This is a genomic window from Candidatus Zixiibacteriota bacterium (assembly GCA_040752595.1).
Classification (GTDB): Bacteria; Zixibacteria; MSB-5A5; order WJJR01; family WJJR01; genus JACQFV01.
The window spans coordinates 453538-478487 of record JBFMGX010000004.1 but is presented as its reverse complement, the minus strand read 5'-3'; the positions used below and the strand labels follow the sequence as shown (position 1 = coordinate 478487).

The 24950-nt window shown below is 63.3% G+C and carries 19 protein-coding genes and 1 tRNA gene; all 20 read left to right on the top strand.

Annotated features, from left to right (window positions below):
* Nucleotides 1-10: 10 nt before the first annotated feature.
* The 20 genes from AB1792_02205 to AB1792_02110 all read left to right on the top strand — a co-directional run bounded on the left by AB1792_02205 (nucleotide 11) and on the right by AB1792_02110 (nucleotide 24940).
* Nucleotides 11-286 carry a DUF503 domain-containing protein gene (locus tag AB1792_02205; protein MEW5701030.1) on the top strand — a complete coding sequence of 92 codons (276 nt, stop codon included), beginning with the start codon at nucleotides 11-13 and terminating at the stop codon, nucleotides 284-286.
* Between the two features lie 135 nt (nucleotides 287-421).
* Entirely contained in the window at nucleotides 422-787 is a 366-nt protein-coding gene (gene rbfA, locus AB1792_02200) for a 30S ribosome-binding factor RbfA (protein ID MEW5701029.1), read from the top strand.
* Complete coding sequence (locus AB1792_02195; protein ID MEW5701028.1) at nucleotides 784-1788, top strand: bifunctional oligoribonuclease/PAP phosphatase NrnA; 1005 nt, start codon at nucleotides 784-786, stop codon at nucleotides 1786-1788. Before rbfA ends, AB1792_02195 begins: the two co-directional genes overlap by 4 nt.
* Nucleotides 1785-2807, top strand: coding sequence for a tRNA pseudouridine(55) synthase TruB (gene truB, locus AB1792_02190; GenBank protein MEW5701027.1), 1023 nt, complete (start codon nucleotides 1785-1787; stop codon nucleotides 2805-2807). The genes AB1792_02195 and truB overlap by 4 nt, the downstream gene beginning before the upstream one ends.
* Before the next feature lie 35 nt (nucleotides 2808-2842).
* Complete coding sequence (ribF, locus tag AB1792_02185; GenBank protein MEW5701026.1) at nucleotides 2843-3790, top strand: riboflavin biosynthesis protein RibF; 948 nt, start codon at nucleotides 2843-2845, stop codon at nucleotides 3788-3790.
* Nucleotides 3791-3865: 75 nt separating this feature from the next.
* Nucleotides 3866-4135 (top strand): 30S ribosomal protein S15, encoded by a 270-nt coding sequence (gene rpsO / locus AB1792_02180; GenBank protein MEW5701025.1) that lies wholly within the window; start codon nucleotides 3866-3868, stop codon nucleotides 4133-4135.
* Between the two features lie 182 nt (nucleotides 4136-4317).
* Nucleotides 4318-6495 carry a polyribonucleotide nucleotidyltransferase gene (gene pnp / locus AB1792_02175; protein MEW5701024.1) on the top strand — a complete coding sequence of 726 codons (2178 nt, stop codon included), beginning with the start codon at nucleotides 4318-4320 and terminating at the stop codon, nucleotides 6493-6495.
* A gap of 167 nt (nucleotides 6496-6662) precedes the next feature.
* Nucleotides 6663-7961: a pitrilysin family protein gene (locus AB1792_02170; protein ID MEW5701023.1), complete on the top strand. Its 1299-nt coding sequence runs from the start codon at nucleotides 6663-6665 to the stop codon at nucleotides 7959-7961.
* Between the two features lie 92 nt (nucleotides 7962-8053).
* Nucleotides 8054-8128 (top strand) — tRNA-Gly (locus AB1792_02165).
* A gap of 45 nt (nucleotides 8129-8173) precedes the next feature.
* Nucleotides 8174-9505 (top strand): DUF512 domain-containing protein, encoded by a 1332-nt coding sequence (locus AB1792_02160; protein MEW5701022.1) that lies wholly within the window; start codon nucleotides 8174-8176, stop codon nucleotides 9503-9505.
* A 264-nt stretch (nucleotides 9506-9769) separates the two neighbouring features.
* A complete protein-coding gene (locus AB1792_02155) occupies nucleotides 9770-10801 on the top strand; it encodes a GntG family PLP-dependent aldolase (protein ID MEW5701021.1) in 1032 nt (343 codons plus the stop codon).
* Between the two features lie 231 nt (nucleotides 10802-11032).
* Nucleotides 11033-11833, top strand: a complete 801-nt coding sequence (locus AB1792_02150) for an MBL fold metallo-hydrolase (GenBank protein ID MEW5701020.1) — start codon at nucleotides 11033-11035, stop codon at nucleotides 11831-11833.
* Complete coding sequence (locus AB1792_02145; protein MEW5701019.1) at nucleotides 11821-13224, top strand: MATE family efflux transporter; 1404 nt, start codon at nucleotides 11821-11823, stop codon at nucleotides 13222-13224. Before AB1792_02150 ends, AB1792_02145 begins: the two co-directional genes overlap by 13 nt.
* A gap of 347 nt (nucleotides 13225-13571) precedes the next feature.
* A complete protein-coding gene (locus AB1792_02140; protein ID MEW5701018.1) occupies nucleotides 13572-15080 on the top strand; it encodes an aldehyde dehydrogenase family protein in 1509 nt (502 codons plus the stop codon).
* 364 nt (nucleotides 15081-15444) lie between these two features.
* Nucleotides 15445-16776 (top strand): cyclic 2,3-diphosphoglycerate synthase, encoded by a 1332-nt coding sequence (locus AB1792_02135; GenBank protein ID MEW5701017.1) that lies wholly within the window; start codon nucleotides 15445-15447, stop codon nucleotides 16774-16776.
* A 286-nt stretch (nucleotides 16777-17062) separates the two neighbouring features.
* Nucleotides 17063-20500 carry a DNA polymerase III subunit alpha gene (locus tag AB1792_02130; protein ID MEW5701016.1) on the top strand — a complete coding sequence of 1146 codons (3438 nt, stop codon included), beginning with the start codon at nucleotides 17063-17065 and terminating at the stop codon, nucleotides 20498-20500.
* A 69-nt stretch (nucleotides 20501-20569) separates the two neighbouring features.
* Nucleotides 20570-21118, top strand: coding sequence for a thioredoxin fold domain-containing protein (locus AB1792_02125; protein MEW5701015.1), 549 nt, complete (start codon nucleotides 20570-20572; stop codon nucleotides 21116-21118).
* A 672-nt stretch (nucleotides 21119-21790) separates the two neighbouring features.
* Nucleotides 21791-22711: a hypothetical protein gene (locus AB1792_02120; GenBank protein ID MEW5701014.1), complete on the top strand. Its 921-nt coding sequence runs from the start codon at nucleotides 21791-21793 to the stop codon at nucleotides 22709-22711.
* Between the two features lie 280 nt (nucleotides 22712-22991).
* On the top strand, nucleotides 22992-24320 hold the full coding sequence (locus AB1792_02115) for a peptidylprolyl isomerase (GenBank protein MEW5701013.1): 1329 nt from the start codon (nucleotides 22992-22994) through the stop codon (nucleotides 24318-24320).
* Complete coding sequence (locus AB1792_02110) at nucleotides 24317-24940, top strand: diacylglycerol/polyprenol kinase family protein (GenBank protein MEW5701012.1); 624 nt, start codon at nucleotides 24317-24319, stop codon at nucleotides 24938-24940. The genes AB1792_02115 and AB1792_02110 overlap by 4 nt, the downstream gene beginning before the upstream one ends.
* Nucleotides 24941-24950: the final 10 nt, after the last annotated feature.

The following is a 24950-nucleotide window of genomic DNA, read 5'->3' as shown; positions in this document are numbered from 1 at the left end:
GGAGCGGCCCGTGATCGGCAGCGTGCGAATGGTCCTGCGATTGCCGGGGTGCCGCAGTCTGAAGGAAAAGCGCGGCATCCTTCGACGTTTCTTGGAGGGAACAAGACGGAGTTACGGCGTCGCGATCGCCGAAATCGACGCTCAGGACGAATGGCAGCGGGCCGTCATCGAAGCCGCCGCGGTTGCCAATGAACGGGCGCACCTCCACAGCGTACTGACCCACGTCGTCCAGGACGCCGATCGCCCCGGAGAGATGAACCTGGTCGATTGTGAGATGAGCGTGTGAGCCGTTTGTCGTTCGAAATGTGCGAGACTCCCGCACCTGCCTCGGCCCAAGCTGACGGAGGCCGCCCTTTCCCGGAGGGAGAGGTCGATCCGCCTACGGCGGATCGAGTGAGGGTGCTCGTGAGGCGCTGACAACATGAAACCTGCCGACCGCCATCAGCGCGTGGCCGAGGAAATCCAGCGGGTCGTGGCCGAGGTGCTGAACCGCGAGATCAAGGACTATGACCTGTCCATGGTCACCGTCACGCGCTGCGACCTCGCGCGGGACTACTCGGAAGCGACCATTCGATATTCCGTTCTCGGCGACGAACCGGCGCGCACGACCTGCGCGGCGCACCTGGCCAAGATCGCCGGCTTTGTGCAAAAACGCGTGGCCGGAGAAATCAAGCTGTACCGTGTGCCGCGCCTGCGGTTCGAATTCGACCCTTCGCTCGACGACAGCATGAAACTGGAGCAACTCTTCAACCGCATCGCGCGCGAACGCCGGGACGATCAGCAGTGAACAAAGCCGCCGCCACCCGGATCATCCGACAACTACAAAACGCGGATCGGATTCTCATCACATCGCACCGCGATCCCGATGGCGACTCGGTCGGCTCGCAACTGGCGTTCCATGAGTTCTGGACCCGTCAGAGGCGCCGCCGGGCGGACGTGCTCAATGACGGTCCGCTGCCGGCCCGCTATCGCTGCCTCGATCCGCGACGGATCATCCGTGCGCCATCGTCACGGGCGCGGCGCAATTGGGATGCCGCCATCGTGTTCGAGTGTTCATCGCTGGACCGCGTTGGCTCAGTCGAGCCGTTGCTGCCGCCCGGGCTGCCGATCATCAACATCGACCACCATCAGGGCAGCGACCGCTTCGGGACGATCAACGTGGTCGACCCCTCCCGTTCGTCGTGCACGGAGCTGGTGTACGAGCTGTTGAAGCACTGGCGGGCCCGGATCACACCGCGCATGGCCCAACTGCTGGCCGCCGGCATCCTGACCGACACCGGACGGTTCCATCACCCCAGCACGAACGTCGCGACATTCGAAAACACCGCCGCACTGCTCCGTCTGGGCGCCGACATCACCCAGTTGACCGACCGCATCTACTTCGAACTCCCGTTGCCGCACTTCCAGCTCGTTCACCATGTGTTGGGACAGGCGGAATTGCGCGCCGGGGGCCGGATCTGTCTGCTCACCTTGCGCATCCGGGACCGACGACGATACGGCGTTTCCCTGCAGGAGACCGAGGGACTGGTGGACCATTCCCTGTCTCTCAAAGGGGTCATGGTGGGGGCGCTCCTGAAGGAGTTGGGCCCCCGGCGGACGAAGGTCAGTCTGCGCTCGCCGGGATCGGTGAACGTGGCCGCGTTGGCCCGTCGCTTCGGCGGCGGGGGACACAAGAACGCCGCCGGGTGCATGATCGAGCTTCCCGTTCGCGCGACCGCGGACGCGCTGGAAGACGCCATCCGGTCAGTCTTGTCCAACCGCCGCGCTGTCGGGAACCGCAAGGCGTGAGTCTCACCATCCTCTCACCGCAACGGCGCGAAACGGCCATGGCCATCCGTGCCTCCGAGCAGGAGCAAGTAGCCGGGCCCAGTGGCGTCCTTCCCGTCGACAAACCGTCCGGGATCACGTCCCATGATGTCGTCGACGCGCTTCGGCGGTTGTACGGCATCCGGCGCATCGGGCACACAGGGACTCTCGACCCGGCGGCATCCGGGCTGCTGTTGATTACCCTGGGGAGCGCCACGCGCGTTGCCGCCTACATCTCGGCGCAGCCGAAGACATACGCGGCCACGATCCGATTCGGCGCCGTCTCCGACACCGGCGACGCCGACGGAGACATTACGCCCGTCGCTGATGCGGTCCTGCCCGACTTGCAGCGGCTTGAGAGTCTGCTCTTGGGCTTCGTCGGCCCGATCTCATTGACGATACCGTCATATGCTGCTGTTCGATCAGGAGGACGTCGCCGCTATGAACTTGCCCGCAGGGGAGAGGCGGTTCCATCGGCGACACGAATGATCAATGTCTACAGTCTGCAACTGCTCTCGTATGTCGCCCCCGACGTGCAAGTCCGGGTGCGATGCTCGGCCGGAACGTATGTCCGTTCACTGGCAGCGGCAGTGGGTGAGAAGGCCGGGTGCGGCGGTTATCTGACGGCACTGCGTCGGGAGGAGATTGGCCACTGCCATGTGCGCGGGGCCTTCACGCTGGAGACGATCGAGAGACTTGCCATAGAAGGACAGACTCTGCCGCAGCCGCGTCCAGTTGAAGAGTTTCTTGATCTGCCGGAGATAATCGTCACGGCGACAGGATATAAGCGCGTGGCTCACGGGCAGGGGATCCGCCCGGAGGACATCGAATCTGTCCAAGGCCGATTCGCGGACGGCGACACGATCGCCTTGTGTGATTCGGAGGAACGAATTATCGCCTTGGGATCGTCCCTCTTCGACAGTGCCCGCTGGCCCGATGCCCTCGAACCCGGAGCGATGCTGTTCCGCTACAAAAGGGTACTCATCCCGTCGATCACATGAACCCTCTGCTGCCACCACCTCGACTTGGGCACCCATTGCCGTGTTTCGATAATGGGGCAGATGCGGCGGCGCATCTGCAGGACACAACAGTCACCTGCGTTGGGACATTTGATGGCGTCCACCTCGGTCATCAGGCGATTCTGCGACGCGGGAGAGCGTTGGCGGATGAGATGCATCTCCCGATGGTGGCGCTCAGTTTCCATCCCCATCCCAAGACCATCGTCCACCCCGAACGTGCCCCGCACCTGCTGACGGAACCCGATGAGAGAGTGGCCCTGTTCGCCGCCTATGGCACTGACTGCGTCATCATGCTGCGTTTTGACCATCAGTTGGCCCAAACCACGGCGCGGGACTTCGCGGACACGGTGCTGGCCCGATACCTTCAGGCCGCCGCCGTCGTCGTCGGTGCCGACTTCGGCTTCGGGCACGATCGCCAGGGGAATGCGGAGTTCTTGCGCGCTTGGGGGCGGGAACGCGGCTGTCCCGTGGAGGTTGTAGGCATGGTGCCCAGCGACCGGGCGGGCGAAGCGGTCAGCTCCAGCGTGATTCGGCGATGCCTGGAAGCGGGGGATTTCGACCGGGCGGTACGCCTGTTGGGCCACCCGTATCCCGCCAGTGGACCTGTCAGGGCCGGGGCTGGCCGCGGCAAACAACTGGGATATCCTACTTGGAATCTTGCCCTATCTGATGTTAAATTGGCTCCCCCGGTCGGCATATATGCCGGCTGGACCGGGCGGCCAATACCCCGTCCGGCAATGGCGTACTATGGCGTTGCCCCAACCTTCGCGGAACAAACGGTGCGCCTTGAGGTTCACGTGCTGGAAGGGGACGAAGACGAGCGCACGCCGCAGGACGTGGAGATGATCTGGCTGGCGGAGTTCATCCGCCCCGATGTCCGCTTCGCCGGCTCGGAGGACTTGCGGCAGCAATTGAGCGAGGATGAACGCACGGTTCGTGCGTGGGCCAATAGACACAAATCGTAGGTCAGGTGCCCCGCGCACCTGACAGATCGCGGGAGCACAGGGCTCCTGCGTTACCTGAAAGGAGAACCAAAGCCAGTGCAGGCTGACACACAGAAGACCCAGGCGATCGTGGCGGCGTACCGGCTGCATGACACCGACACCGGTTCACCGGAGGTGCAGGTGGCCTTGTTGTCGTCGCATATCGCCGGGCTGACTGAGCATTTGGAGAAGAACCCGAAGGACTTCTCGTCCCGTCGGGGATTGCTGAAGATGGTGGGGAAACGTCGCCGGCTGCTGAACTACCTGCGCCGGAGCGACATCGCCGCCTACCGGCAGTTGTTGGACAATCTCAACCTGCGCAAGTAACCTTGCGCCATCGGGCGGGGCGGGGGATCGTCTCGCGGCGGGACCTGGGAACAGCAAAGACACCTCGGCCCCGGGGCGAGCCGTCCACCCCACGGTCCCTCTGCACGGCAGAGGGGATACCCTTCCCGGTGATTCCCAGAAAGGCCGTGACCGCCTGAGCGGTCACGGGTGTGGTATCACGTATGGAACGTGTACAGTTTGACTTTGGCGGACGGCCGTTCTCGTTCGAGACCGGACATGTCGCCAAGCAAGCCAACGGCGCCGTCATGGCACGCCATGGCGATACGGTCGTCTTGGCTGCCATTGTGGCCGGTAAGGAAGCCATCTCCGACCGTGACTTCTTCCCTCTGCAGGTCGACTACAGGGAGAAGGCCTATGCGGCCGGCAAGATCCCCGGCGGGTTCTTCAAACGGGAGGGGCGTCCTTCGGAGAAAGAAACGCTCTCGGCACGCATGATCGACAGGCCGATCCGCCCATTGTTCCCTGAGGGATTCACCAACGAGGTCCAGATTTTCATCAATGTCCTCTCCTCGGATCAGCAGAACGACGCCGACGTTCTCGGCATCTGTGCCGCCGCCGCAGCGCTGGCGGTCTCGGACGTGCCGTTCGACCATATCATTGCCGGCGCCAGAGTCGGAAGGGTCGACGGGGAGTTTGTCATCAATCCGACGTACTCCCAACTCGAGAGCTCGGACATGAACCTGGTGATCGCCGGCACCGCAGACGATATCCTCATGGTCGAAGGCGGCTGCCAGGAAGTTACGGAGACCGAGTTGACCGCCGCACTCGAGTTCGGGTTGCGCGAAGTGCGCACGCTGATTGGCGCCGTCTCCGAGTTGAAGGCCAAAGTCAGCAAGCCGAAACGCCCGTTCACTCCGGTGACGATCGATTCGGAGTTGACCCGTCAAGTGCGCGAGCGGGCGACCTCTCGCATCCGTGAGGCCAACCAGGTCACGGAGAAGACATCGCGCGAGGACACCCTCGCACTGGTCAAGCAGGAGATCACTGCCGCACTGAAAGAACAGTTCCCGGATGGCGAGAAGGCAATTGCCGCGGTATTCGGCGAGATTGAGCGCGAGGACTTGCGGGAGCGGGTCCTGCGCGAAGGGCGCCGCGCCGATGGACGCAGTCCGGATGAGATCCGCGCCATCAGCGCCGAGGTCAGCTTCCTGCCGCGAACCCACGGGTCGGCGTTGTTCACGCGCGGCCAGACACAGGCGTTGGCGGTGGTCACGCTGGGGACCAAGGTCGACGAGCAGCGCATCGACAATCTGATGGGCGACACAACGAAGAGTTACATGTTGCATTACAACTTCCCGTCCTACTCGGTGGGTGAAGTCCGTCCGATCCGCGGACCGGGACGGCGCGAGATCGGTCACGGGGCGCTGGCCGAGCGCGCCATCCAGCCGGTGATCCCCAATGAGGATATCTTCCCGTACACGATTCGCATCGTCGCCGACGTGCTCGAATCGAACGGCTCCTCGTCGATGGCCACGGTGTGCTCCGGATCGCTGGCGCTCATGGATGCCGGCGTGCCGATCAAGACACCGGTGGCGGGGATCGCCATGGGCTTGATCAAGGATGGCGACCGGTATGCCGTGCTCACCGACATCCTCGGTGTTGAGGATCACCTCGGCGACATGGACTTCAAAGTGACCGGCACCGCCACGGGAATCACCGCCTTCCAAATGGACCTCAAGATCGAAGGGTTGCCGTTCGGAATCCTGCGCGAGGCCCTGGAGAAGGCGCGCCAGGCGCGGCTGCACGTGCTCGACCGCATGGCCACCACGCTCGAACGGCCCCGGCCGGAGTTGTCGCCGTATGCGCCGCGCATCCTGATCTTCCAGATCAAGGTCGACCGCATCGGCGATGTGATCGGCCCCGGCGGGAAGCACATCCGCGGCATCACCGAGCAGACCGGCGCGAAGGTCGACATTGGTGACGACGGCACGGTGATCGTCGCCTCGGTGGACATGAATGCCGCCGAGACCGCCAAACGGATGATCATGGCCCTCGTCGAGGAGCCGGAACTGGACAAGGTCTACGAAGGCAAGGTGCGCCGGATCACAACGTTCGGGGCGTTCGTGGAGATTCTCCCCGGGACCGATGGGCTGGTGCACATCTCCGAGCTCGATCACGGTCGGACCGAGCGGGTCGAGGACATTCTAAAGGTCGGCGACACCGTGCAGGTCAAAGTGATCGAAATCGACCCTGAGGGCAAGGTCCGTCTGTCGCGGCGGGCGCTTCTGCCCAAGCCCGAAGGGTATGTCGAACCGGAGCGCTCCGGCGATGGCCGTCCACCCCGGCGTGGACCGTCCGGCGGCGGACGCGATCGCCGTCCCGAGAGACGGCGCGGCTGACCTCTCCGCTCAACCCTGTTCCCTCCCCGTTGACGGGGAGGGCCGGGCTTGTCCTGAGCGAAGTCGAAGGGGTGGGGGTAAGAAAGCCCCCCCTCCAACTCCCCCTGTCAACGGGGGGAGTGCAAGGGTGGGGGAGAAGACTGCAAACCTGCGACGAAGGCGATGAGATGACCAAAGGCCGTGTGGCAAAGACCGTGTTCGTAAACGGTCTTCGAATCGTCAGTGAAACGCTCCTCGACCGCGATTCGGTTGCGATCGGTGTCTGGGTTGAGGTCGGTTCGCGTCACGAGGAGCCGGATGTCGCCGGTGTGTCACATTTCCTCGAACACATGGTCTTCAAGGGGACCCAGACGCGTTCTGCGCGGGAGATTGCGCTGTCACTGGAACGCCTGGGCGGCATGCTCAACGCCTTCACCACGCGGGAGCACACCTGCTACCATGCCCGGATTCTGGGGGAGAATCTCCCGCAAGCGGTCGATGTCCTGGCCGACCTGGCCACGCGTGCCAGGCTCCCGGCCGCGGAGGTTCGCAAGGAGCGCAAAGTGATCGCCGAGGAGATCAAGGACGTTCAGGACACCGCGCATGAGCACATCCACGATCTCTTTGCCGAGCAGGTGTGGCCGGGGCATCCGATCGGCCGCCCCGTGGCCGGGACGCTGGAGACAGTCGCCGCGACGACGCGGGCCGCGCTCGGTTCACACCGGCGGGCGTTCTATCGCCCGGATCGCATCGTCGTCGCCGCCTCCGGCGGCCTGGCACATGATCATCTCACCCGCTTGGTACGGCGGCACTTTCACCTGCCCCGCCCCACAAGCCCGGCCCGACCGATGGCCAGTCCCGATGGTCTGGCCCCACGACGCGGAGTGAACGCGCGGGACATCAAGCAGACGCATGTCTGCATCGGCGTGCCGACCTGGGCGTTCGCCGACCGGCGCCGATACGCCACGTTGGTCACCAACAGCGTGCTCGGCGGCGGCATGTCATCGCGCCTGTTTCAAACGGTGCGGGAAAGACGCGGGCTGGTCTACACCATCTCCGCCTTCCACGATTCATTCCAGGACACCGGGTTCTTCGCCGTTTACTTTGCCTGCGATCCCCGTCAGGTCGTCAAGGCGATCAATCTCGTCCTGGCCGAGATGGGACGTCTGTCGCGTCAAACGGTGCCGCCGGTCGAGCTGCACGATGCCAAATCGCAACTGCGCGGCAATCTGCTGCTGGGCTTGGAATCGACGTCCGCCCGGATGCATCGCCTGGCACGACACGAATTGTATCTGGGGCGCCAGATTCCGCCGCGCGCGACCATGAAGGCCATCGAGGGCGTTAGAGCCGCCGAGTTGGTCGCGCTGGCGCGCGAGGCCTTCACACCCGACCGCGTCGCGCTCTCGATCTTGGGGCCGGTGGATGAGGCAGTCCTCGATCAGATCGACTGGAACAAACTCGGTGTCCGTGCCCGTAGACGCGGTTGAAGCTCTCCCTCGCCCGGTGAATGCCAGGACATCGCGTCGGATTTGCACTTGACCGGCACCGGCCGGAGGTGGAGATTACGCCGCAGCGCGAAGCGGGCGTAATTCAGCGGTAGAATGCAAGCTTCCCAAGCTTGACGTCGTGGGTTCGACCCCCATCGCCCGCTCCAGCGGAGCAGATTGCCGTTGTTCGCGACAGCCGCATAGAAGTCCCCATGCCGATTGTACGCCGGTTACATCATCCCGGTCCGATTCCGCAGGGCGCGCTGGCTCCCGGCGACGAAGTCGTGGCCATCAACGGCCATCCCCTGCGCGATGTGATTGACGCGCGGTTCTATGCCGCCGAAGAGACAGTCGAGCTCACGGTCCGTCGCGCCGACGGGAGCGAGACCACGATCGGCCTCAGCAAACCGATCGACGCCGAGCTCGGCATCGAGTACGAACCCGACAAGATCCGGATCTGCAAGGCCAATTGCGATTTTTGCTTCGTCCGCCAGCAGCCCAAGAAGACCCTCCGCCGCACGCTGCACATCAAGGACGATGACTATCGCCTCTCGTTCCTCCACGGCAATTTTGTCACGCTGACCAACATGACCGCCGACGACTACGCCCGGATCTACGAGCAGCGGCTGTCGCCGCTCTACGTCTCGGCCCACGCGACCGATGATGACGTCCGTCGCGTCTTCCTGCGCAAACCGGACGCCGAGCCGATTCTGCCGCTCTTGCAGGAGTTGCATGCCCACGGCATCCGCACGCACACGCAGATCGTCGTCACACCGGGACTGAACGACGGCAAGACCCTCTGGCGCTCGTTCGACGATCTTCTGGCGCTATATCCCAACGTGCTCTCGATCGGCGTGGTCCCGGTCGGTCTGACCAAGTACCGCGACGACCTCCCCGCTCTGTCGCTGGTCACTCCCGAAATGGCGACCAAGATCCTTCATGAAGTCGAGCGCCGTCACACACGCATGCGCAAACGCCACGGCACAGGCGTGATCTATGCCGCCGATGAGATGGTCCTGGTTGCTGAAGCACCGATCCCCCCGGCCGCCTACTACGACGACTATTGCCAGATTGAGAACGGCATCGGCCTGGTCCGTCGCCTGATGGACACCTACGACGAACGCGAGAAGGAGATCCCGCGCCGACTCGCCCGACCGCTGCGTCTGTGCTTCGCCACCGGACATTCGGCCGGCCCCTTCATCGCCGATCTGTGCGAGCGCGTCAGTCGCAAGGTAAAGAACCTCGAGGTGATGTCGTTGATCGTCAACAACGATTTCTGGGGGCACACGGTGACGGTCGCCGGATTGCTCACCGGCGCCGACATCGCCACGCAGTTCCGCGCCGCAACGCTCGACGTCGATGCGCTCGTTGTACCCCCCGAGTGCCTGAACACCGATGGCCTGTTCCTCGACGACGAGACCATTCCCGAATTGCAGGATCAACTGGGTCTGCCGGTCTTGACCTCCGGGCACGACTTCGTCGCCACGGTGTTGAATTCGATCGCCGCCATCCGCTCGGCCCAATCGGCCCCCTCGGTTACATAGACGACGGGATCGTCGCGCACCGTATGTGTGCCCGCGATCTGTGATCGCGGCCACGCGCCGGTTCTCCGTCGGGGCGGCCCGCCGGGTCGCCCTTCTCCGGCAGGCAAGTGGGCGAGGCAACGCCTCGCCCCTACCGACCTGCTGCGATTGAACGGCAGTGGCAATCCTTGTGATCGCCCCGACTGTCCGTAGGCAGTCGCGTCCGCGCGCTTGTGCGTGCCACCCATCCATGATATACTGGTACATTCGGCACCGGGAGCCCCTATGAAGACGATCGATCTCCGCTCCGATACCGTCACCCGTCCGACACCGGAGATGCGCGCCGCCATGATGGCCGCACCGGTCGGCGATGATGTCTTCGAAGATGATCCCACCGTCAAGGAGCTGGAGGCGAAGATCGCCGCGCTGTTCGGCGTGGAGGCGGCGCTGTTTGTCGCCTCGGGGACGATGGGCAATGAGGTCTCACTGTTCACCCATGCCGCCCCCGGCGATGAGTTGATCTGCGACGATGAGTCGCACATCGATTGGTATGAAGTGGGCGCTCCGGCGGCGCTGGCGCGTTTGCAGGTCAGACCGATCCCGGCGCCGGGTGGGATTCCCGACCCCGACCGTATCGCCGCGGCGATCCGCCCCGAGAACATTCATCACCCTCGCACCGGGATCATCGCCGTCGAGAACACGCACAACCGCGCGGGGGGGACAGTAGTGCCGCTGGATGTCATGCGCCGCATCGTGGCGCTGGCGCAGGAACGCGGCGTCAGGACCCATCTCGACGGGGCGCGCATCTGGAACGCGTACGCGGCCACGGGAATTCCATTGCCCGAATGGGTCCGGGGGTTCGACTCGGTCTCGGTCTGCCTGTCGAAGGGGTTGGGAGCGCCGGTCGGATCGTTGATTCTCGGTGCGCGCGGGTTCATTGCGCGGGCGCGCCGTACGCGCAAGATGTTCGGCGGCGGTATGCGCCAGGTCGGCATTCTGGCCGCCGCGGGACTCTGGGCGATCGAACATCAACTGCCGCGGTTGGGTGAGGATCACCGTCGCGCCGCCCAATTGGCCGCGGCGATCAACGACATCCCGGGTGTACGCGTCATTCCCGACCCGCCGCCGACCAATATCGTCGTCATCGAACTGGAATCCGACCGATGGTCTCCGGACGACGTGCTGTGTCGCCTGGCCAACCGCGGAGTGCTGCTGGTGGGATTCGGCGCGACGCGAATTCGCGCGGTCACGCACCGCGATGTCGATGATGACGACATCGCCACCGCGGGAGCCGTGCTGTGTGAGGTTCTCGCGTAGGGTGCGTGCTCTGCACGCACCATCAATAATGCAGGGGCGCGGTCTCCGCGCCCTCTTGGATATTATGAGGGCGGGGATACCCCGCTGGCCCCATCCCTGTCATGCAGCGAAGCGAAGCATCTCTATAGGCATCGATTCTCTGTGGAATCCTATAGAGGCCCTTCGCTTCGCCCAGGGTGACAGTGTTCCGTCGTCGATGAACGTGCACGGCCCTGCGTACCTGCTATCGCCATGAACACGCCAAGACTCATCATCCTCGGCTCCTCAGCAGGCAAGGCCTCGGCCCACCGTGCATCATCATCCTACTTGCTGGATCTCGGCACGCATGGCGTCCTCATCGATTGCGGCGACGGCGCCACGCGCAACTTCCTCCGGGCCGGGTATGCGCCGGAATGGGTTGATGTTATCGTCATCACACACACCCATGCCGACCATGTCTGCGGACTAACCTACTTCCTCCAGCAGCGCTATCTGGCAGGTACAACTCAACCAATGGTCATCTACTGCCCTAAGGATGCCATCGCACCTTTGATCGATCTCCTTGACCTTGGCCACCTGCACATCGAACGCCTGCCGTTTCCGCTCCGGTTTGAGTCACTGGAATCGGGTCGCCCGGTGAATGTGAACGGTGCGCGCCTGACGCCGTATCCGACGACTCACTTCGCCGCCGGACGCCTTTGGCGGCAGGCGCATGGATTCATTGGCAACGACGAGTGCTTCGCGATCGGCATCGCCACCGGTGGGCGCACCGTCCTCTACTCCTCGGACCTGGGATCGCTGGCGGATCTGGATGCCGTACCGCCGCCGATCCACTGGGTGTTGGTCGAAACCAGCCATGTGGTGATCGACGAACTCTGGCCCTGGGCGAGGAAGCGCGGTATTCATCGCGTGATTCTCACCCACTTGTCAGACGATTTCGACGTCGATGCGGCGCTCAACTCCGCGTCTGATCGCGACGCTGAGATGCTCATCGCCGAGGACGGCATGACACTGGACATCACAGGCGGGGCAGTCACGCGATGGACAAGGTGAGCACGCCATCCGAGGCGCCGGTCCCGGACACCCCGACAATCGCCGCGCGCAAACCGATCGACCCACGGCATGTCTACCGTGCGGTGCTGCGCACGGGACTGCCATCGGTGATCGGCTACGCCGCGACACAACTCTATAGTCTGACCGACATGTTCTGGGTCAGTCGTCTCGGTCCGGAGCCGGTCGCGGGATTGGCGATCTTCGGGGCCTTCTATTGGGTGATCTCCTCGGTCAATCAGATCGCCGGCGCCGGTTCGGTGGCGATCATCGCCCGTCGCTACGGCGAGAAGGACATCGCGCGCACACAGACCGCCATCGTCGAGGCCTTCGTCCTGAAGTTCGTGACGGCCGCCGCCTGCGCCGTCGTGGGCTACCTGTTGACGCCGTGGATCGTGCGTCTCCTCGGAGCGGAAGGCGAAATCACAGACCATGCCGTGGCCTATGGCCGGGTGATGTTCCTCGGCCTGGTGTTCAGCTTCCCATGCTGGACGTTGTTCACCTCGTTGCGCGGCATCGATCATCCCCGTTATGCGATGGTGATCATGATCGTCTCGATGATCTTCAACGCCATTCTTGATCCATTCCTCATCTTCGGCCTGGCGGGACTCCCGAAGCTGGGCGTCGCCGGAGCGGCATGGGCGTCGAACGCCGGCTTTGCCCTGACCGTTTTGGTCGGACTGGCGATGTTCTTTCGCGGCGCCTTCCGCATTCGTCTCGATTGGGCGGCGGTGCGGCGGATGCACGTCTCCACGCTGGGTCAGATGATGCGGATCGGCCTCCCGTCCGGTATCAGTTCAATCTCCTTCTCGTTGGCACGGATGGTGGTCACGCCGATGATCGCGCACTACGGCGCGTCCTACGTGGCGGTCTATGGCGCCGGGAGTCGCGTGATCGAATTGGGGATCATCCTGGCCGTGGGACTCGAACTGGGCCTTTCACCCATGATCGGCCACGCGCTCGGCGCCAGGGACAAACTCCTGGCCTGGGTCACGGCCCGCAAAGCGATCGGCCTGGGCGTGATCGTGATGACGGCATTTGGTGCCGTGATGGCAATCTGCGCCTCGCCGCTGACCCGGGTGTTCTTCTCGGATCCGTCATTCGGTGAAATCGGCACCGTGTTCTTCCGCGTCATGGCGCTCCAACTCCCGTTCGTCGGTGCCTTCGTCCTGTTCGAGGGCACGTTCATGGGTGCCGGCAACACAGTGCCGACCATGGTCATCGGCTTGATCCACGCCTGGGTTCTGCAGGTGCCGTTGATCTGGCTCTTCTCGCACGTTCTCGGCGGGGGGCCGCAGGGTGTTTGGTGGGGATATGTCGCCTCTGAGGGAATCACCGCCATCGTCTACGGCTGGTGGTTCTCGCGCAAGCGCTGGCTGCACCAAGAAGTATAGAATCGATCGCATAACCTCTCAAGGACTGTGGCAGCTCGGCATTGGATGGGTGAACAAGGGGCTTAAGCCCCTTGTTTGCCGGTTGTTGCGAAACATGGGGGGTTGTGCAACTGATTGTAGCGGCCGCAACAGTCTTGTTCGGTCGGGGCGCACGGCGTGCGCCCGATGCTGCCCCGACGCATAATCGCCGATTGTAACCGTCGGTCCGGCAGTGTATTGGCGCCGGCGCGGGGCAATTCCTCTTTACTGATCGAGGGGGATGTTGTAGAATTATAACTTGTGCGAGTGGATGTTCAAGTACGATGAGGAGTTCGAGTATGCCGAGGACCGCAACGACGACGAAAAAGATGGCCGCGCCTGCTCGTGGCGATGCGAAAGAGCACAAGAACCTGATCGGCGGCCGATGGGTCGCTTCCAAAACCGGCAAGACCTTCGAGAATCGCAATCCGGCCGACAAACGTGAACTGGTCGGCGTCTTCCAGAAATCGGACCATCGCGACGTCGATGCCGCGGTCACCGCCGCCGCTGAGGCCTTCCGTTCCTGGCGTCTGGTCCCGGCGCCGAAACGGGCTGAGATCCTCTACAAGGTCGGCGAGCGGCTGATGCAGAAGAAGGAGGACTGCGCGCGTGACATGACCCGCGAGATGGGGAAAATCCTCAAAGAGACGCGTGGCGACGTGCAAGAAGCGATCGACATGTCGTACTACATGGCCGGAGAAGGTAGACGTCAGTTCGGCCAGACCACCCCCTCGGAACTGCGCAACAAATTCCAGATGTCGGTGCGCCAGCCGCTCGGCGTCTGCGCCATGATCACGCCGTGGAACTTCCCGATGGCGATCCCCTCATGGAAGATCATGCCCGCGCTGGTGCTGGGAAACACGATCGTGATCAAGCCGGCGACCGACACGCCGTTGTCGGTGGTCAACTTCCTGTCCGTTCTCACCGAGTGTGGCGTGCCGCCCGGCGTCATCAACATGGTCACCGGCTCCGGCCGCGATGTCGGCGAGGCATTGATCAATCATCCCGATGTGAAGCTCGTCTCCTTCACCGGCTCGACCGAGGTCGGGCGCAATGTCTCCAGCTTGTGTGGTCCGGAATTCAAGCATACCTGCCTCGAAATGGGCGGGAAGAACGCGCAAATGGTGATGGATGACGCCGACCTCGATCTGGCCATCGAGGGCGCCCTCTGGGGCGGCTTCGGCACCACCGGGCAGCGCTGCACCGCCACCTCGCGCGTGATCGTGCACAAGAAGGTGTACAAGCAGTTCATCACGATGTATGTCGAGCGCGCCCGCAAGCTGCGGGTCGGCAACGGCCTCGACGAGAAGACCGACATGGGTCCGACGATCAACGAGGGGCAGTTGCACACGGTCGAGCGCTATGTCGAGATCGGAAAGAAAGAGGATGGCGCCACGCTGTTGTGCGGCGGCCACCGTCTGACTCAGGGCGACTTCAAGCATGGTTTCTTCCATGAACCGACAATCTTCGGCGACGTCGATCCCAAGATGCGTCTGGCGCAGGAGGAGATCTTCGGCCCGGTGGTTTCGATCATCCCGGTCGACTCGTTCGATCAGGCGCTCGAAGTCTGCAATGATGTCGCGTACGGGCTGTCGGCGTCGCTGTACACCCGCGATGTCAACCGCGCCTTCGCCGCGATGCGTGATGTCTACACCGGAATATTCTATGTCAACGCCCCGACGATCGGCGCCGAGGTACACCTCCCCTTTGGCGGCACCAAGGCCACCGGCAATGGGCACCGCGAAGCGGGGCAGGCGGCATTGGATGTCTTTTCGGAGTGGAAGGCGATCTATGTCGACTTCTCCGGCGCATTACAGAAGGCGCAAATTGATGAGTAGGGCGGGCTTCGCCCGCCATCAAGGGGCTGAAAGCCCCTTGTCCGCGAGGGACGTGTACGGCTGGAATTGTAGGGGCGCGGTCTCCGCGCCCACTGACAGGGCGGGGAAACCCCGCCCCTACTCGAAATCGCAGATGAATCGAATGTAGGGCGGGCTCCACCCACTATGATTGTATGACCAACCACCGCACCATACGCTTCATCCACGGGTACTACCTGATCGAATGCCTGTGGTTCGCCTCCGCCGTTTGATCCACGTGATGTAGGGTGGGTGCTTTGCTTGTGGCGAGCAACGCCGAGCTGCACCCACCACGTTTCACGGTGGGTGCGGAGCACCCACCGGACAGACGCGACAGGAGGATGACATGGCACGACGGATACTGATCCAGGGCGCCGCCGGGCGTGACTTCCACAACTTCAACACGGTGTTTCGCGGCAACCGATCCTATGTGGTGGTCGGATTCACCGCCGCCCAGATTCCCAACATCGACGGCCGCCGTTATCCTGCCAAGCTGGCCGGTCCGGGATATCCGAAGGGCATCCCGATCTACAAGGAGCAGACGCTCGAACGGCTGGTGCGCGATTTGAGAGTCGACGAGGTCGTCTTTTCCTATTCCGATGTCCCCTACACCTATGTAATGCATCAGGCGGCCCGGGTCATCTCATCCGGCGCCGACTTCACGCTTTTGGGACCGGCCCGGACGATGCTTGAATCCAAGGCCCCGGTGGTCGCGGTCTGCGCGGTGCGCACCGGCGCGGGAAAATCCCAGACGACGCGGCGTGTCTGCGCCCTTCTAAAGGAACGCGGCCTGCGCGTTGTCGCCATCCGTCATCCGATGCCGTATGGCGATCTTACCAGGCAGGTCTGTCAGCGCTTTGCGAAACTGTCGGACCTCGACAAACACCACTGCACGATCGAGGAACGCGAGGAATACGAGCCGCACATCGTCACCGGAACGATCATCTACGCCGGCGTCGACTACGCGAAGATCTTGCACGAGGCCGAAGCCGAGGCCGACGTCATCGTCTGGGACGGCGGCAACAACGACCTGCCGTTCTTCCGGCCCGACTTGCACATCACCGTGGCCGATCCGCATCGTCCGGGTCATGAACTGCTGTACTACCCCGGCGAGGTCAATTTGATGATGGCCGACGCCATTGTCATCAACAAGCTCGGCACCGCGCCACCGGAGGGGGTCGAACGGGTGCGGGCCAACATCGCCCGGCACAACCCCAAGGCGGTCGTGATCGACGCCGCCTCGCCGATCTCGGTCGATGCCCCCGAGCGCATCACCGGCCAGCGCGTCTTGGTGATCGAGGATGGCCCCACCCTCACACACGGGGAAATGAAATACGGCGCCGGGATCGTGGCGGCGCGCAAGTACGGCGCCGCCGAGATCGTCGACCCGCGCCCGTGGATTCGCGGCACGCTGAAGGAGACCTTTGCGACCTATCCGGGGATCGGCACGCTCTTGCCGGCGATGGGGTACGGCAGTAAGCAGGTGGCCGACATGCAGGCGACGATCAATGCCGCCAGGGTCGACACTGTCATCATCGCCACGCCGATCGATCTGCGGCGCTTGATCAAGATCAAACACCCGACCGTGCGCGTGCGCTATGATCTCGCCGAGATCGGCAAGCCCGATCTGGCCGGCGTGATCGACGCCAAGCTGCGGCTACGCAAACGGCGGCGTTGATGGATCTGCGGATCGGCGCTTGTTTGTAGGGGCGACTCGGTGCCTGCGCGCCTCTGGCGCGGGTCGCCCTTGGGCGAGGCAGCGCCTCGCCCCGACACAAAGATGACCTGCGCCTTCCGGATCAGAATCGTACGAACAAGGGGAGAGGCGGATTGCCCTGGATAACCTCTCCCTCCGGGAGAGGTCGATCCCTGCCTGCCGGCAGCCACGGCGCCGCCGGCGGATCGGGTGAGGGAGCTCATCGGGCACGGCGCGCCGTGCCCCGAATCGCGCAACAGGTACCTGAATGAAACACGCCGACTTTGTCCATCTGCATAACCACAGCCAGTATTCGCTCTTGGACGGGGCGACGCGCATCCCCGAGATGGTGGAACGGGCCAAGACGCTGAAGATGCCGGCCTTGGCGCTAACCGATCACGGGAATCTCTTCGGGGCGATTGAATTCTACACCAAATGCCGCGCCGCCGGGATTGTGCCGATCATCGGCTGCGAGACCTATGTCGCGCCGCGCGGCATGCAGCACAAACAACCGGTCCCCGGCGCCCCCGATGGCGGATATCACCTCCTCTTGCTGGCGCGCAATCTGACCGGGTACAAGAACCTCGTCAAGCTGGTCAGCGCCGCCTCTCTGGAGGGATTCTATCACCGGCCGCGCATCGATTTCGACCTGCTCAAGCAGCACGCTGAGGGGCTGACCGTCACCTCCGCCTGCGCCCAAGGTGAAGTGGCTCAGAATATCCTCGCCGGACGCGACACCGGCGCGGAAGAAACGGCCCGCCGCTACCTCGATCTGTTCGGTTCCGAAGGGTATTTCCTGGAGATCCAGGACCACCGCATCGACGTGGAGGACCGTGTCCGTCCGGCGGTGATCGCGCTTTCGCGACGGTTGGGAGTCGGTCTGGTCGCGACCAACGACTGCCACTACTTGGAACAGGGACACGCCCGGGCACACGATGCGCTTCTCTGCATCCAGACCGGCAAGACACTGGCCGATGCCGACCGCATGCGCTACAACACCGACCAACTGTACTTCAAGTCGCCGGAGGAGATGAAGGAGCTCTTTGCCGATGTCCCGGAGGCGATCGACAACACGATGAAGATCGCCGAGGGGTGCCGTCTGGAGCTGGAACTCGACCGTCTGCATCTGCCGGATTTTCCCCTACCGCGCGGCTTCGACTCCAAGGACGGCTACCTCTCACACTTGGCGCGGGAGGGACTGGCCCGGCGCTACCGTCATGCCACGCCCGGCCTGGAACAACGCCTCGAGTATGAGCTGAGTGTCATCCGCGCCACCGGGTTCGCCGGGTACTTCCTGGTGGTGGCCGACCTCGTGCACTATGCCAAGATGCACGACATTCCGGTCGGTCCGGGTCGCGGCTCCGCCGCCGGATCGCTGGTGTCGTACTGTCTCCAGATCACGGACATCGATCCGATCCGCTTCGGTTTGCTCTTCGAGCGCTTCCTCAATCCGGAACGAATTTCGATGCCGGACATCGATATCGACTTCTCCGATCGCGGGCGCGATGAGGTCATCCGCTATGTGATCGACAAGTACGGCAAGGACAACGTCTGCCAGATCATCACCTTCGGCACGATGGCGGCACGCGGCGTCGTCCGCGACGTCGGCCGCGTGCTCGGGATATCCTACGGTGAGGTCGACCGCATCGCCAAGATCATCCCCTTCGAGATCGACATGACGCTGGAGAAGGCGTTGCGTTTACGTCCGGAGTTGAACCAGATGGCCGAGGACGATCCGCGCGTGGCGACGCTGTTGGATTTCTCCCGCACGCTGGAGGGACTGACCCGTCATGCCTCGACGCATGCGGCCGGGGTCGTGATCGCGCCGGATGCGCTCACCGAGTTCGTGCCGCTCTACAAGGGGAACAAGGGCGAAATCACGACCCAGTACGACATGAAGTGCGTGGAGAAGATCGGTCTTCTGAAGATGGACTTCCTCGGTCTGCGCACGCTGACGGTCATCGATGACGCCCTCCGCGCGGTGGCGGCCAATCGCGGCGTGACGATCGACTGGGAGGCGCTGGGGCTGGCCGATTCGGCGGTCTATGACCTGTTCGCCTCCGGCGAGACGATCGGCATCTTTCAGTTCGAATCCTCGGGGATGCGCGATTACCTGCGCAAGTTGCGCCCGACCGAATTCGAAGACCTCATCGCCATGAACGCCCTCTATCGTCCGGGGCCGCTCGACGCCAACATGATCGATGAGTACATCGCCCGCAAACACGGCCACAAGGAGATCGTCCATCTCCACCCGCGCATCGAGCCGGTGCTGAAGGACACCTATGGCGTCATCGTCTACCAGGATCAGGTGATGCAGGTCGCCGCCGAGTTGGCCGGTTTCTCCATGGCCAAGGCCGACACGTTGCGGGCGGCGATGGGCAAGAAGAACGCCGAGATCATGGCCCGCATGAAGGGCGAGTTCATCGGCGGCGCGGTGACCCGCGGCGTGGAAGAAGCAACCGCGGAGAAGATCTTCGAGTTCTGCGAGACCTTCGCCCGGTATGGATTCAACCGCTCTCATGCCGCCGCCTATGCGCTTCTGGCGTACCGTTGCGCCTACCTGAAAGCCCACCATCCGGTCGAGTTTATGGCGGCGACGATGTCGTCGGAGACGGGGGACACCGACCGCATCCGGGTGCTGATGCGCGAGTGCCGACGCTTGGGTCTGAGTGTCGACCCGCCCGACATCAATGCCTCGGGGGCCGCCTTCACCGCCCTCGGTGATCGCATCCTCTTCGGTCTGTCCGCCGTGAAGAACGTCGGCGAGAGCGCCGTGCTGTCGGTGGTCCGGTCGCGCCAAGAGGGGGGACCGTACACGTCGCTGTTTGATTTCACCGCCAGAGTTGACGGCCGGGCCGTGAACCGCCGCGCCCTCGAGGCCTTGGTCTGCTCCGGAGCATTCGACCGTGTTCCCGGCCATCGCGCCCAGATCCTGGCCGTGGTAGAGGATGCCATGTCCTGGGGGGCACAGAGCGCCGCCGACCGACGGGTCGGACAGGCATCGCTCTTCGCCGCCGGCGAACAGGAGTCGACCGCGCCCGCGCTTCCGGACGTGCCGCGCTGGACGAAGGAGCAACTCTGGGCCAAGGAAAAAGAGGTTCTGGGCTTCTATGTCTCCGGCCACCCGTTGCAGGCCTATGCCGACGACCTTAAGTTGTTCGCGACCGCGACCACCGACCAGGCGGGTGAACTTCCCGACGAATCCGACGTCCAGATCGCCGGCGTGGTCACGCAGGTCAGGACTCAGACCGACCGCAAGGGCCAATTGATGGCCTTTCTTACGCTGGAGGATTTCGGCGGCTCGATCGAGGCGATCTGTTTTGCCGATCCCTATCGCCGCTATGGGTCGATCCTGACCAACGACGCCCTCGTGATTCTCGGGGGACGTCTCTCGACACGCGAGGGGGAACAGCCCAAGATCGTTGTCCAGACCGCGGTCTTGCTGTCCCAGGCGCGACAGAGCGCGGTGCTTGATGTCCATGCCCATCTGACCCCGGAGCAAATCAACGATGGTATTCTTGATGAATTGGATGCTATTTTGGGCCGGTACGACCGGGGGAACGGGTTTCTCTACCTGCATGTCCCCGTCGGCGACGAGATGGTGAAGATCCGGGCGCGTCGAATCCGCCTTGAGGGAGGCCGGGAACTGGTCGATTCACTGAGGGAACTCTTGGGCGAAGAGGCGGTATTTTGTACAAGAGGGTAGGGGGCCGGACAAACAGGGCCACCGCATCTGGCGTAACTGCACATGGCGACTTGGGATACGGGGAATCGAATGAAGCAGCTCATCATCATGGCGGGGGTCTCGCTCGCGATTACATCGCTTTCCGTTGGGCAGTCTTCGGCGCAGACGCCCCAGGCCAAGCCCGCAGCCACCAAGCAAGAGAAGATCGAATGGCTGACCTATGACGCCGGGTTGGCCAAGGCCAAGGCCGAAAACAAACCGATCATCATCGACTTCACCGCCTCGTGGTGCGGCTGGTGCAAGAAGATGGAGCGGGAGACTTTCTCCGATCCCAAGGTCATCAAGTACATGCGCGACACATACGTCCCGATCAAGGTATGGGGCGACGACACCACCAAAGCGGCGATGGTCTCGCACAACGGCGAGCGCATGACCCAGCAGAGGCTATCCGGAGCCGTCTACGGCGTGCGCGGCTATCCGACATTCTGGTTTCTGGATTCACAAGGCGGGCGTATCGGTCCGCAATCAGGGTACCGCAGCCCCAACCAATTCCTACCACTGATCGAATACGTGGGCGGCAGCCACTACAAGACAATGAGTTACGACAGCTTCGTGCAGAAACGCAACGGCAAGGGCTAAAAAGTAAACTCCGTTCCATTCGCACCGACACAGTTACTGACGGAAGTCTCAGACTCACCTTAAAGTACTACTTTATGGTGGAGGTGGGAGATTTCGTTTGACTTCGGGGCACTGGCCTGTTAATTGCAATTGGGATCGGGGCGACTGAGCCGACAAGAGAATACAATAGCTACCGTTGTTTCCGCACTTTATCCGAGTTTCCCTGCCCCCCTCTCGGATAAATTTGAACAACGGTAGCTTTTTTTGTCCGTCGGCAGGGGTCGTCTTCGGAATTCGCCAGGGTGAGAACGAGAAGACTCCCTCACCCGGTCCATCCTTCGGATGGACCGACCTCTCCCGGAGGGAGAGGTTATCTTCGCCATTTCCCTTGGGGAGACGATCGCGGCAAGGGATTCAGCGGCCACGACGACCATCTCTCATTCCTGCGTGAATGGGTAACGGGCCGGGTTGGATCTGTGCTCGACGTCCTCGAGCAATGACCCTATGCGATCCCCCGACTTTTCGGTTCGTGAGTCACGCTCGACTCCATATCTTGGCGCCGTTTGCCCCGGCGACAGGCCCGAAGGGAATCCGCCCGGGGCAGATTGGGCGATCGTAGCGGGACGTATGCGAACGTCGGCGCACAGGCACTTGCCATCCCGAGCGAAGCGAGGGATCTGCTGTTTCTCAGCGGTGTTGCTGCTTCTCGGTCACTGCACCGACGCCCGTGCAACCAAGTTCGCCGGAGAGCCCTACTACCTGGGTGTCGGCGGGCGTGCGCTGGGGCGGGGCGGGGCCTTCGTTGCCTCGCGTCCCGACGCCTCGGTGCTGTACTGGAATTTCGCCGCGGCCGCCATCCTCTCCCGACCGGAGATTCTGGCCCAACACGCCGAGGCATTCGGGTCACTTCTGAATCACGACTTCGTCGCCGTGGCCATGCCCCCCGGAACCTCGGGGTGGGCGTGGGGGGCCTCGATCTACTATCTGGGCGGCAGCGGCATCCAACTGACCGTGTTCGATTCGACAACCGGGCGCCCGCGTGTCGACCGCACCGCTCGTCATGCCGACTGGGCGCTTGCGTTTGGGCTGGCGCGTCGCACCGCCCGATGGGGATCGATCGGGGTGACCCCCAAGATCGTCGCCCGCGATCTGCCGGGCAATTCCGCTTGGGGGCTGGGTGTGGATCTGTCCTGGTGGAATCAATGGCGACGGGTGCGGGCGGGAGCCAAGGTGGCCGATGCGACGACGACCTTCCTGTCATACGACTCTGGTCGCAAGGAGACGATATTCCCGCACATCAACTGCGGCGGCGAGCTCGACCTTCCACCCGTCTCGGCGGATCTCCGTGCCACGCTGATCGGCGAAGCAGAGACGTACTTTGAAGATCGCCGCGCCGCCGATCAGTATTGGAGCGGCTCGTTGTCGACGAATCTCCATCTGGGGCTGGAAATCGCCTGGCGGGAGCAACTGTCGGCGCGCGTGGGCGCCGATGCCGGGCGACTGGCACTGGGTGCCGGCTTCGCCCTCGGGCGGTGGGCGGTCGACGGCGCCCTCACCGATCACGAATTTCTCGACACCACCTATCGCGTGTCACTGCGATTCCTGCTCCGGTGAGCGACGGACCCCGGTGACGACCAAAGCGACGATGGCCGGCACGTGCGGTGTTGTTGTATAATGACGGCGGACACAGGACCATCGCCGGCCCAACGGCGTGATCGATGACGCTATGATGCGAATGCGAACATCAGACAGACCCGGATCGCCCGCGACTCAAAATGGGAATCGATGTCCACGCCGGTGCGGGCGACTTCTGCTACCGGCGCTGGTCCTTGCCGTCTATGCTGCGACTGCCGCCCACGCGGCGGGAACGGATGTGGTCGCGCGTGTTGGCTCCGTGCCAGTCTATGGAACCGAGGTCAGCGACCTCGCGGCACAGCGCCGGCTCGTGTCCAGCAATCCCGCCGCCGACCGCCAGGAGCTTGAGGCGCTGCTGGACCAACTGATCGAGGATCGATTGATCACGCTGGAGGCGCAACGGGTTGGCCTCGACGATCATCCGGATGCCCGCGTCCACATCCGCCAGGCCGAGATCGGTATCGCCGGCGAGCTCTATGGAATCGAGCACATCCTCCCCCAGTACAAGCTCGACTCGTTCACGATTGACACGTTCTATCAGGCGCACATTTCGCGCTACACCGCGGCGCACGCACAGAGGCGTGTACGCCACATCACCGCTTTCCATCCGGAGCGGCAAGTATCCCGCAATGCGACCACCTTTGTTGACTCTCTCTACGAGGGGTGGGACCCACAGCGCAAGATCGATACCTTGTACCAGCGGCTGGCCGCGGGCGAAGATTTCGCCGCCGTGGTGCGTGCGCACTCCGATGACCCGCACACACGCAACACCGGCGGCGACATGGGCTGGATCTCGCCGCAGACGCTGGCCGACGGGGAATTCTCACAACACGTCTTTTCCCAACCGCTGAATCTGATCAGCCGCCCCTTCCAAAGCAGACTGGGTTGGCATATTGTCCAAGTGACCGGTGTCCGCCCGGCCGGGCCAATACCGCTCGACCGTGAGGTCAGCACCGACATCGCGTCACAACTGGCCGAAATGCAGAGCAAGCAGATCGCCCAACGCATCTCCGATTCCCTGATGGCGGCCGGCACACTGTCGTTCGTATCGGCCAACATCGCGCGGTCTGATGACCAACTTCGTCCCGACATGCCGTTGGCCGTCGCCAATGGCCGCGACACGATCTGGGCCTGCGAGTACCTGATGGACCGCCTCAAATGGATCCGAGAGAATCAGGGCCGGGCGCTCGGACCGGATGAGAAGCGGAACGTGATTCGCTCCGAATACTACAAGCACCTGTGCTGGTACAACATGCTGCGTGAGCTCGGATATCTCGATCGCGGGCAGATCAGAGGCGTCCGCGCCAACGCGCTGGAGGCGGAACGCGTGAACATCGTGCGTCTGCAGTTGACCGCGGCGGGGTATGATCCCACCGAGACCGCAATCCAGAACTACTACCGGTCGCACACAGACGAGTTTGGCCGTCCACCGGCGCCATTGGACCAGGTTCGCAACAGCATCCGCGGGCGGCTGAAAGCCGAACGCCATGAGCAGGTGCGCCGGGAATGGATACGCCGCGCCTCGGCCCGGCATGGCGTCCAGCGCTTCGACGAGCGACTGGCCGCCATCACGCTCCCCTCACGATGAATCACCCCCACACGCCGATTCGATCCGCGCCGGAACTCGCGTATTCCGGTGAGGTCTGGCGCAAATTGCTCCACCTGGTGGCGCTCATCATTCCTGTCGGCTACTATTTCGTCGCCCGTCCCGTCGGCATCGGCATCGTCGCGTCTTGCTTTGTAGTCTCTCTGCTGATCGACATCAGCCGTTTCCGTGACTGGCCGATCCAGCGCACCTGGCAGCGGGTCGTGAGTCCGATCGTGCGGCCGAAGGAGTCAGACAACTTCACGGGTGCCACACACATTCTGTTGTCCGGGTGGCTCTGCCCATTGTTGTTCACTCGCCCGGCGGCCGCCTTCGCCATGACCACGATCATCCTCGGCGACATCGCCGCGGCGTTGATCGGACGCCGGTGGGGGAGGCATCGCTACGCGGGGAACCGCTCGTGGGAGGGCTCGGCGGCCTTCTTTGGCGGCGGCTTGATCGCCGCCTTCGCCATTCCCAGCGTCCCCTTATCGATCGGCATTCCCGTGGCGCTACTCGCCGCAGTGGTCGAGGGTCTGTCGCGTCGGGTCGACGACAATCTGACGGTGCCGCTCGTGGCGGGGCTGGCCGTGCACGTGGCGCTACGGGCTCTTCCACTGTGAGCCGGGAACC

What these genes read in the sequence shown, in the direction of transcription:
- AB1792_02145 (MEW5701019.1), top strand. Translation starts at nt 11,821, where the DNA reads ATGGACAAGGTGAGCACGCCATCCGAGGCGCCGGTCCCGGACACCCCG.
- AB1792_02130 (MEW5701016.1), top strand. Translation starts at nt 17,063, where the DNA reads ATGAAACACGCCGACTTTGTCCATCTGCATAACCACAGCCAGTATTCG.
- AB1792_02160 (MEW5701022.1), top strand. Translation starts at nt 8,174, where the DNA reads ATGCCGATTGTACGCCGGTTACATCATCCCGGTCCGATTCCGCAGGGC.
- AB1792_02170 (MEW5701023.1), top strand. Translation starts at nt 6,663, where the DNA reads ATGACCAAAGGCCGTGTGGCAAAGACCGTGTTCGTAAACGGTCTTCGA.
- AB1792_02135 (MEW5701017.1), top strand. Translation starts at nt 15,445, where the DNA reads ATGGCACGACGGATACTGATCCAGGGCGCCGCCGGGCGTGACTTCCAC.
- rbfA (MEW5701029.1), top strand. Translation starts at nt 422, where the DNA reads ATGAAACCTGCCGACCGCCATCAGCGCGTGGCCGAGGAAATCCAGCGG.
- pnp (MEW5701024.1), top strand. Translation starts at nt 4,318, where the DNA reads ATGGAACGTGTACAGTTTGACTTTGGCGGACGGCCGTTCTCGTTCGAG.
- AB1792_02150 (MEW5701020.1), top strand. Translation starts at nt 11,033, where the DNA reads ATGAACACGCCAAGACTCATCATCCTCGGCTCCTCAGCAGGCAAGGCC.
- AB1792_02110 (MEW5701012.1), top strand. Translation starts at nt 24,317, where the DNA reads ATGAATCACCCCCACACGCCGATTCGATCCGCGCCGGAACTCGCGTAT.
- AB1792_02155 (MEW5701021.1), top strand. Translation starts at nt 9,770, where the DNA reads ATGAAGACGATCGATCTCCGCTCCGATACCGTCACCCGTCCGACACCG.
- AB1792_02140 (MEW5701018.1), top strand. Translation starts at nt 13,572, where the DNA reads ATGGCCGCGCCTGCTCGTGGCGATGCGAAAGAGCACAAGAACCTGATC.
- AB1792_02125 (MEW5701015.1), top strand. Translation starts at nt 20,570, where the DNA reads ATGAAGCAGCTCATCATCATGGCGGGGGTCTCGCTCGCGATTACATCG.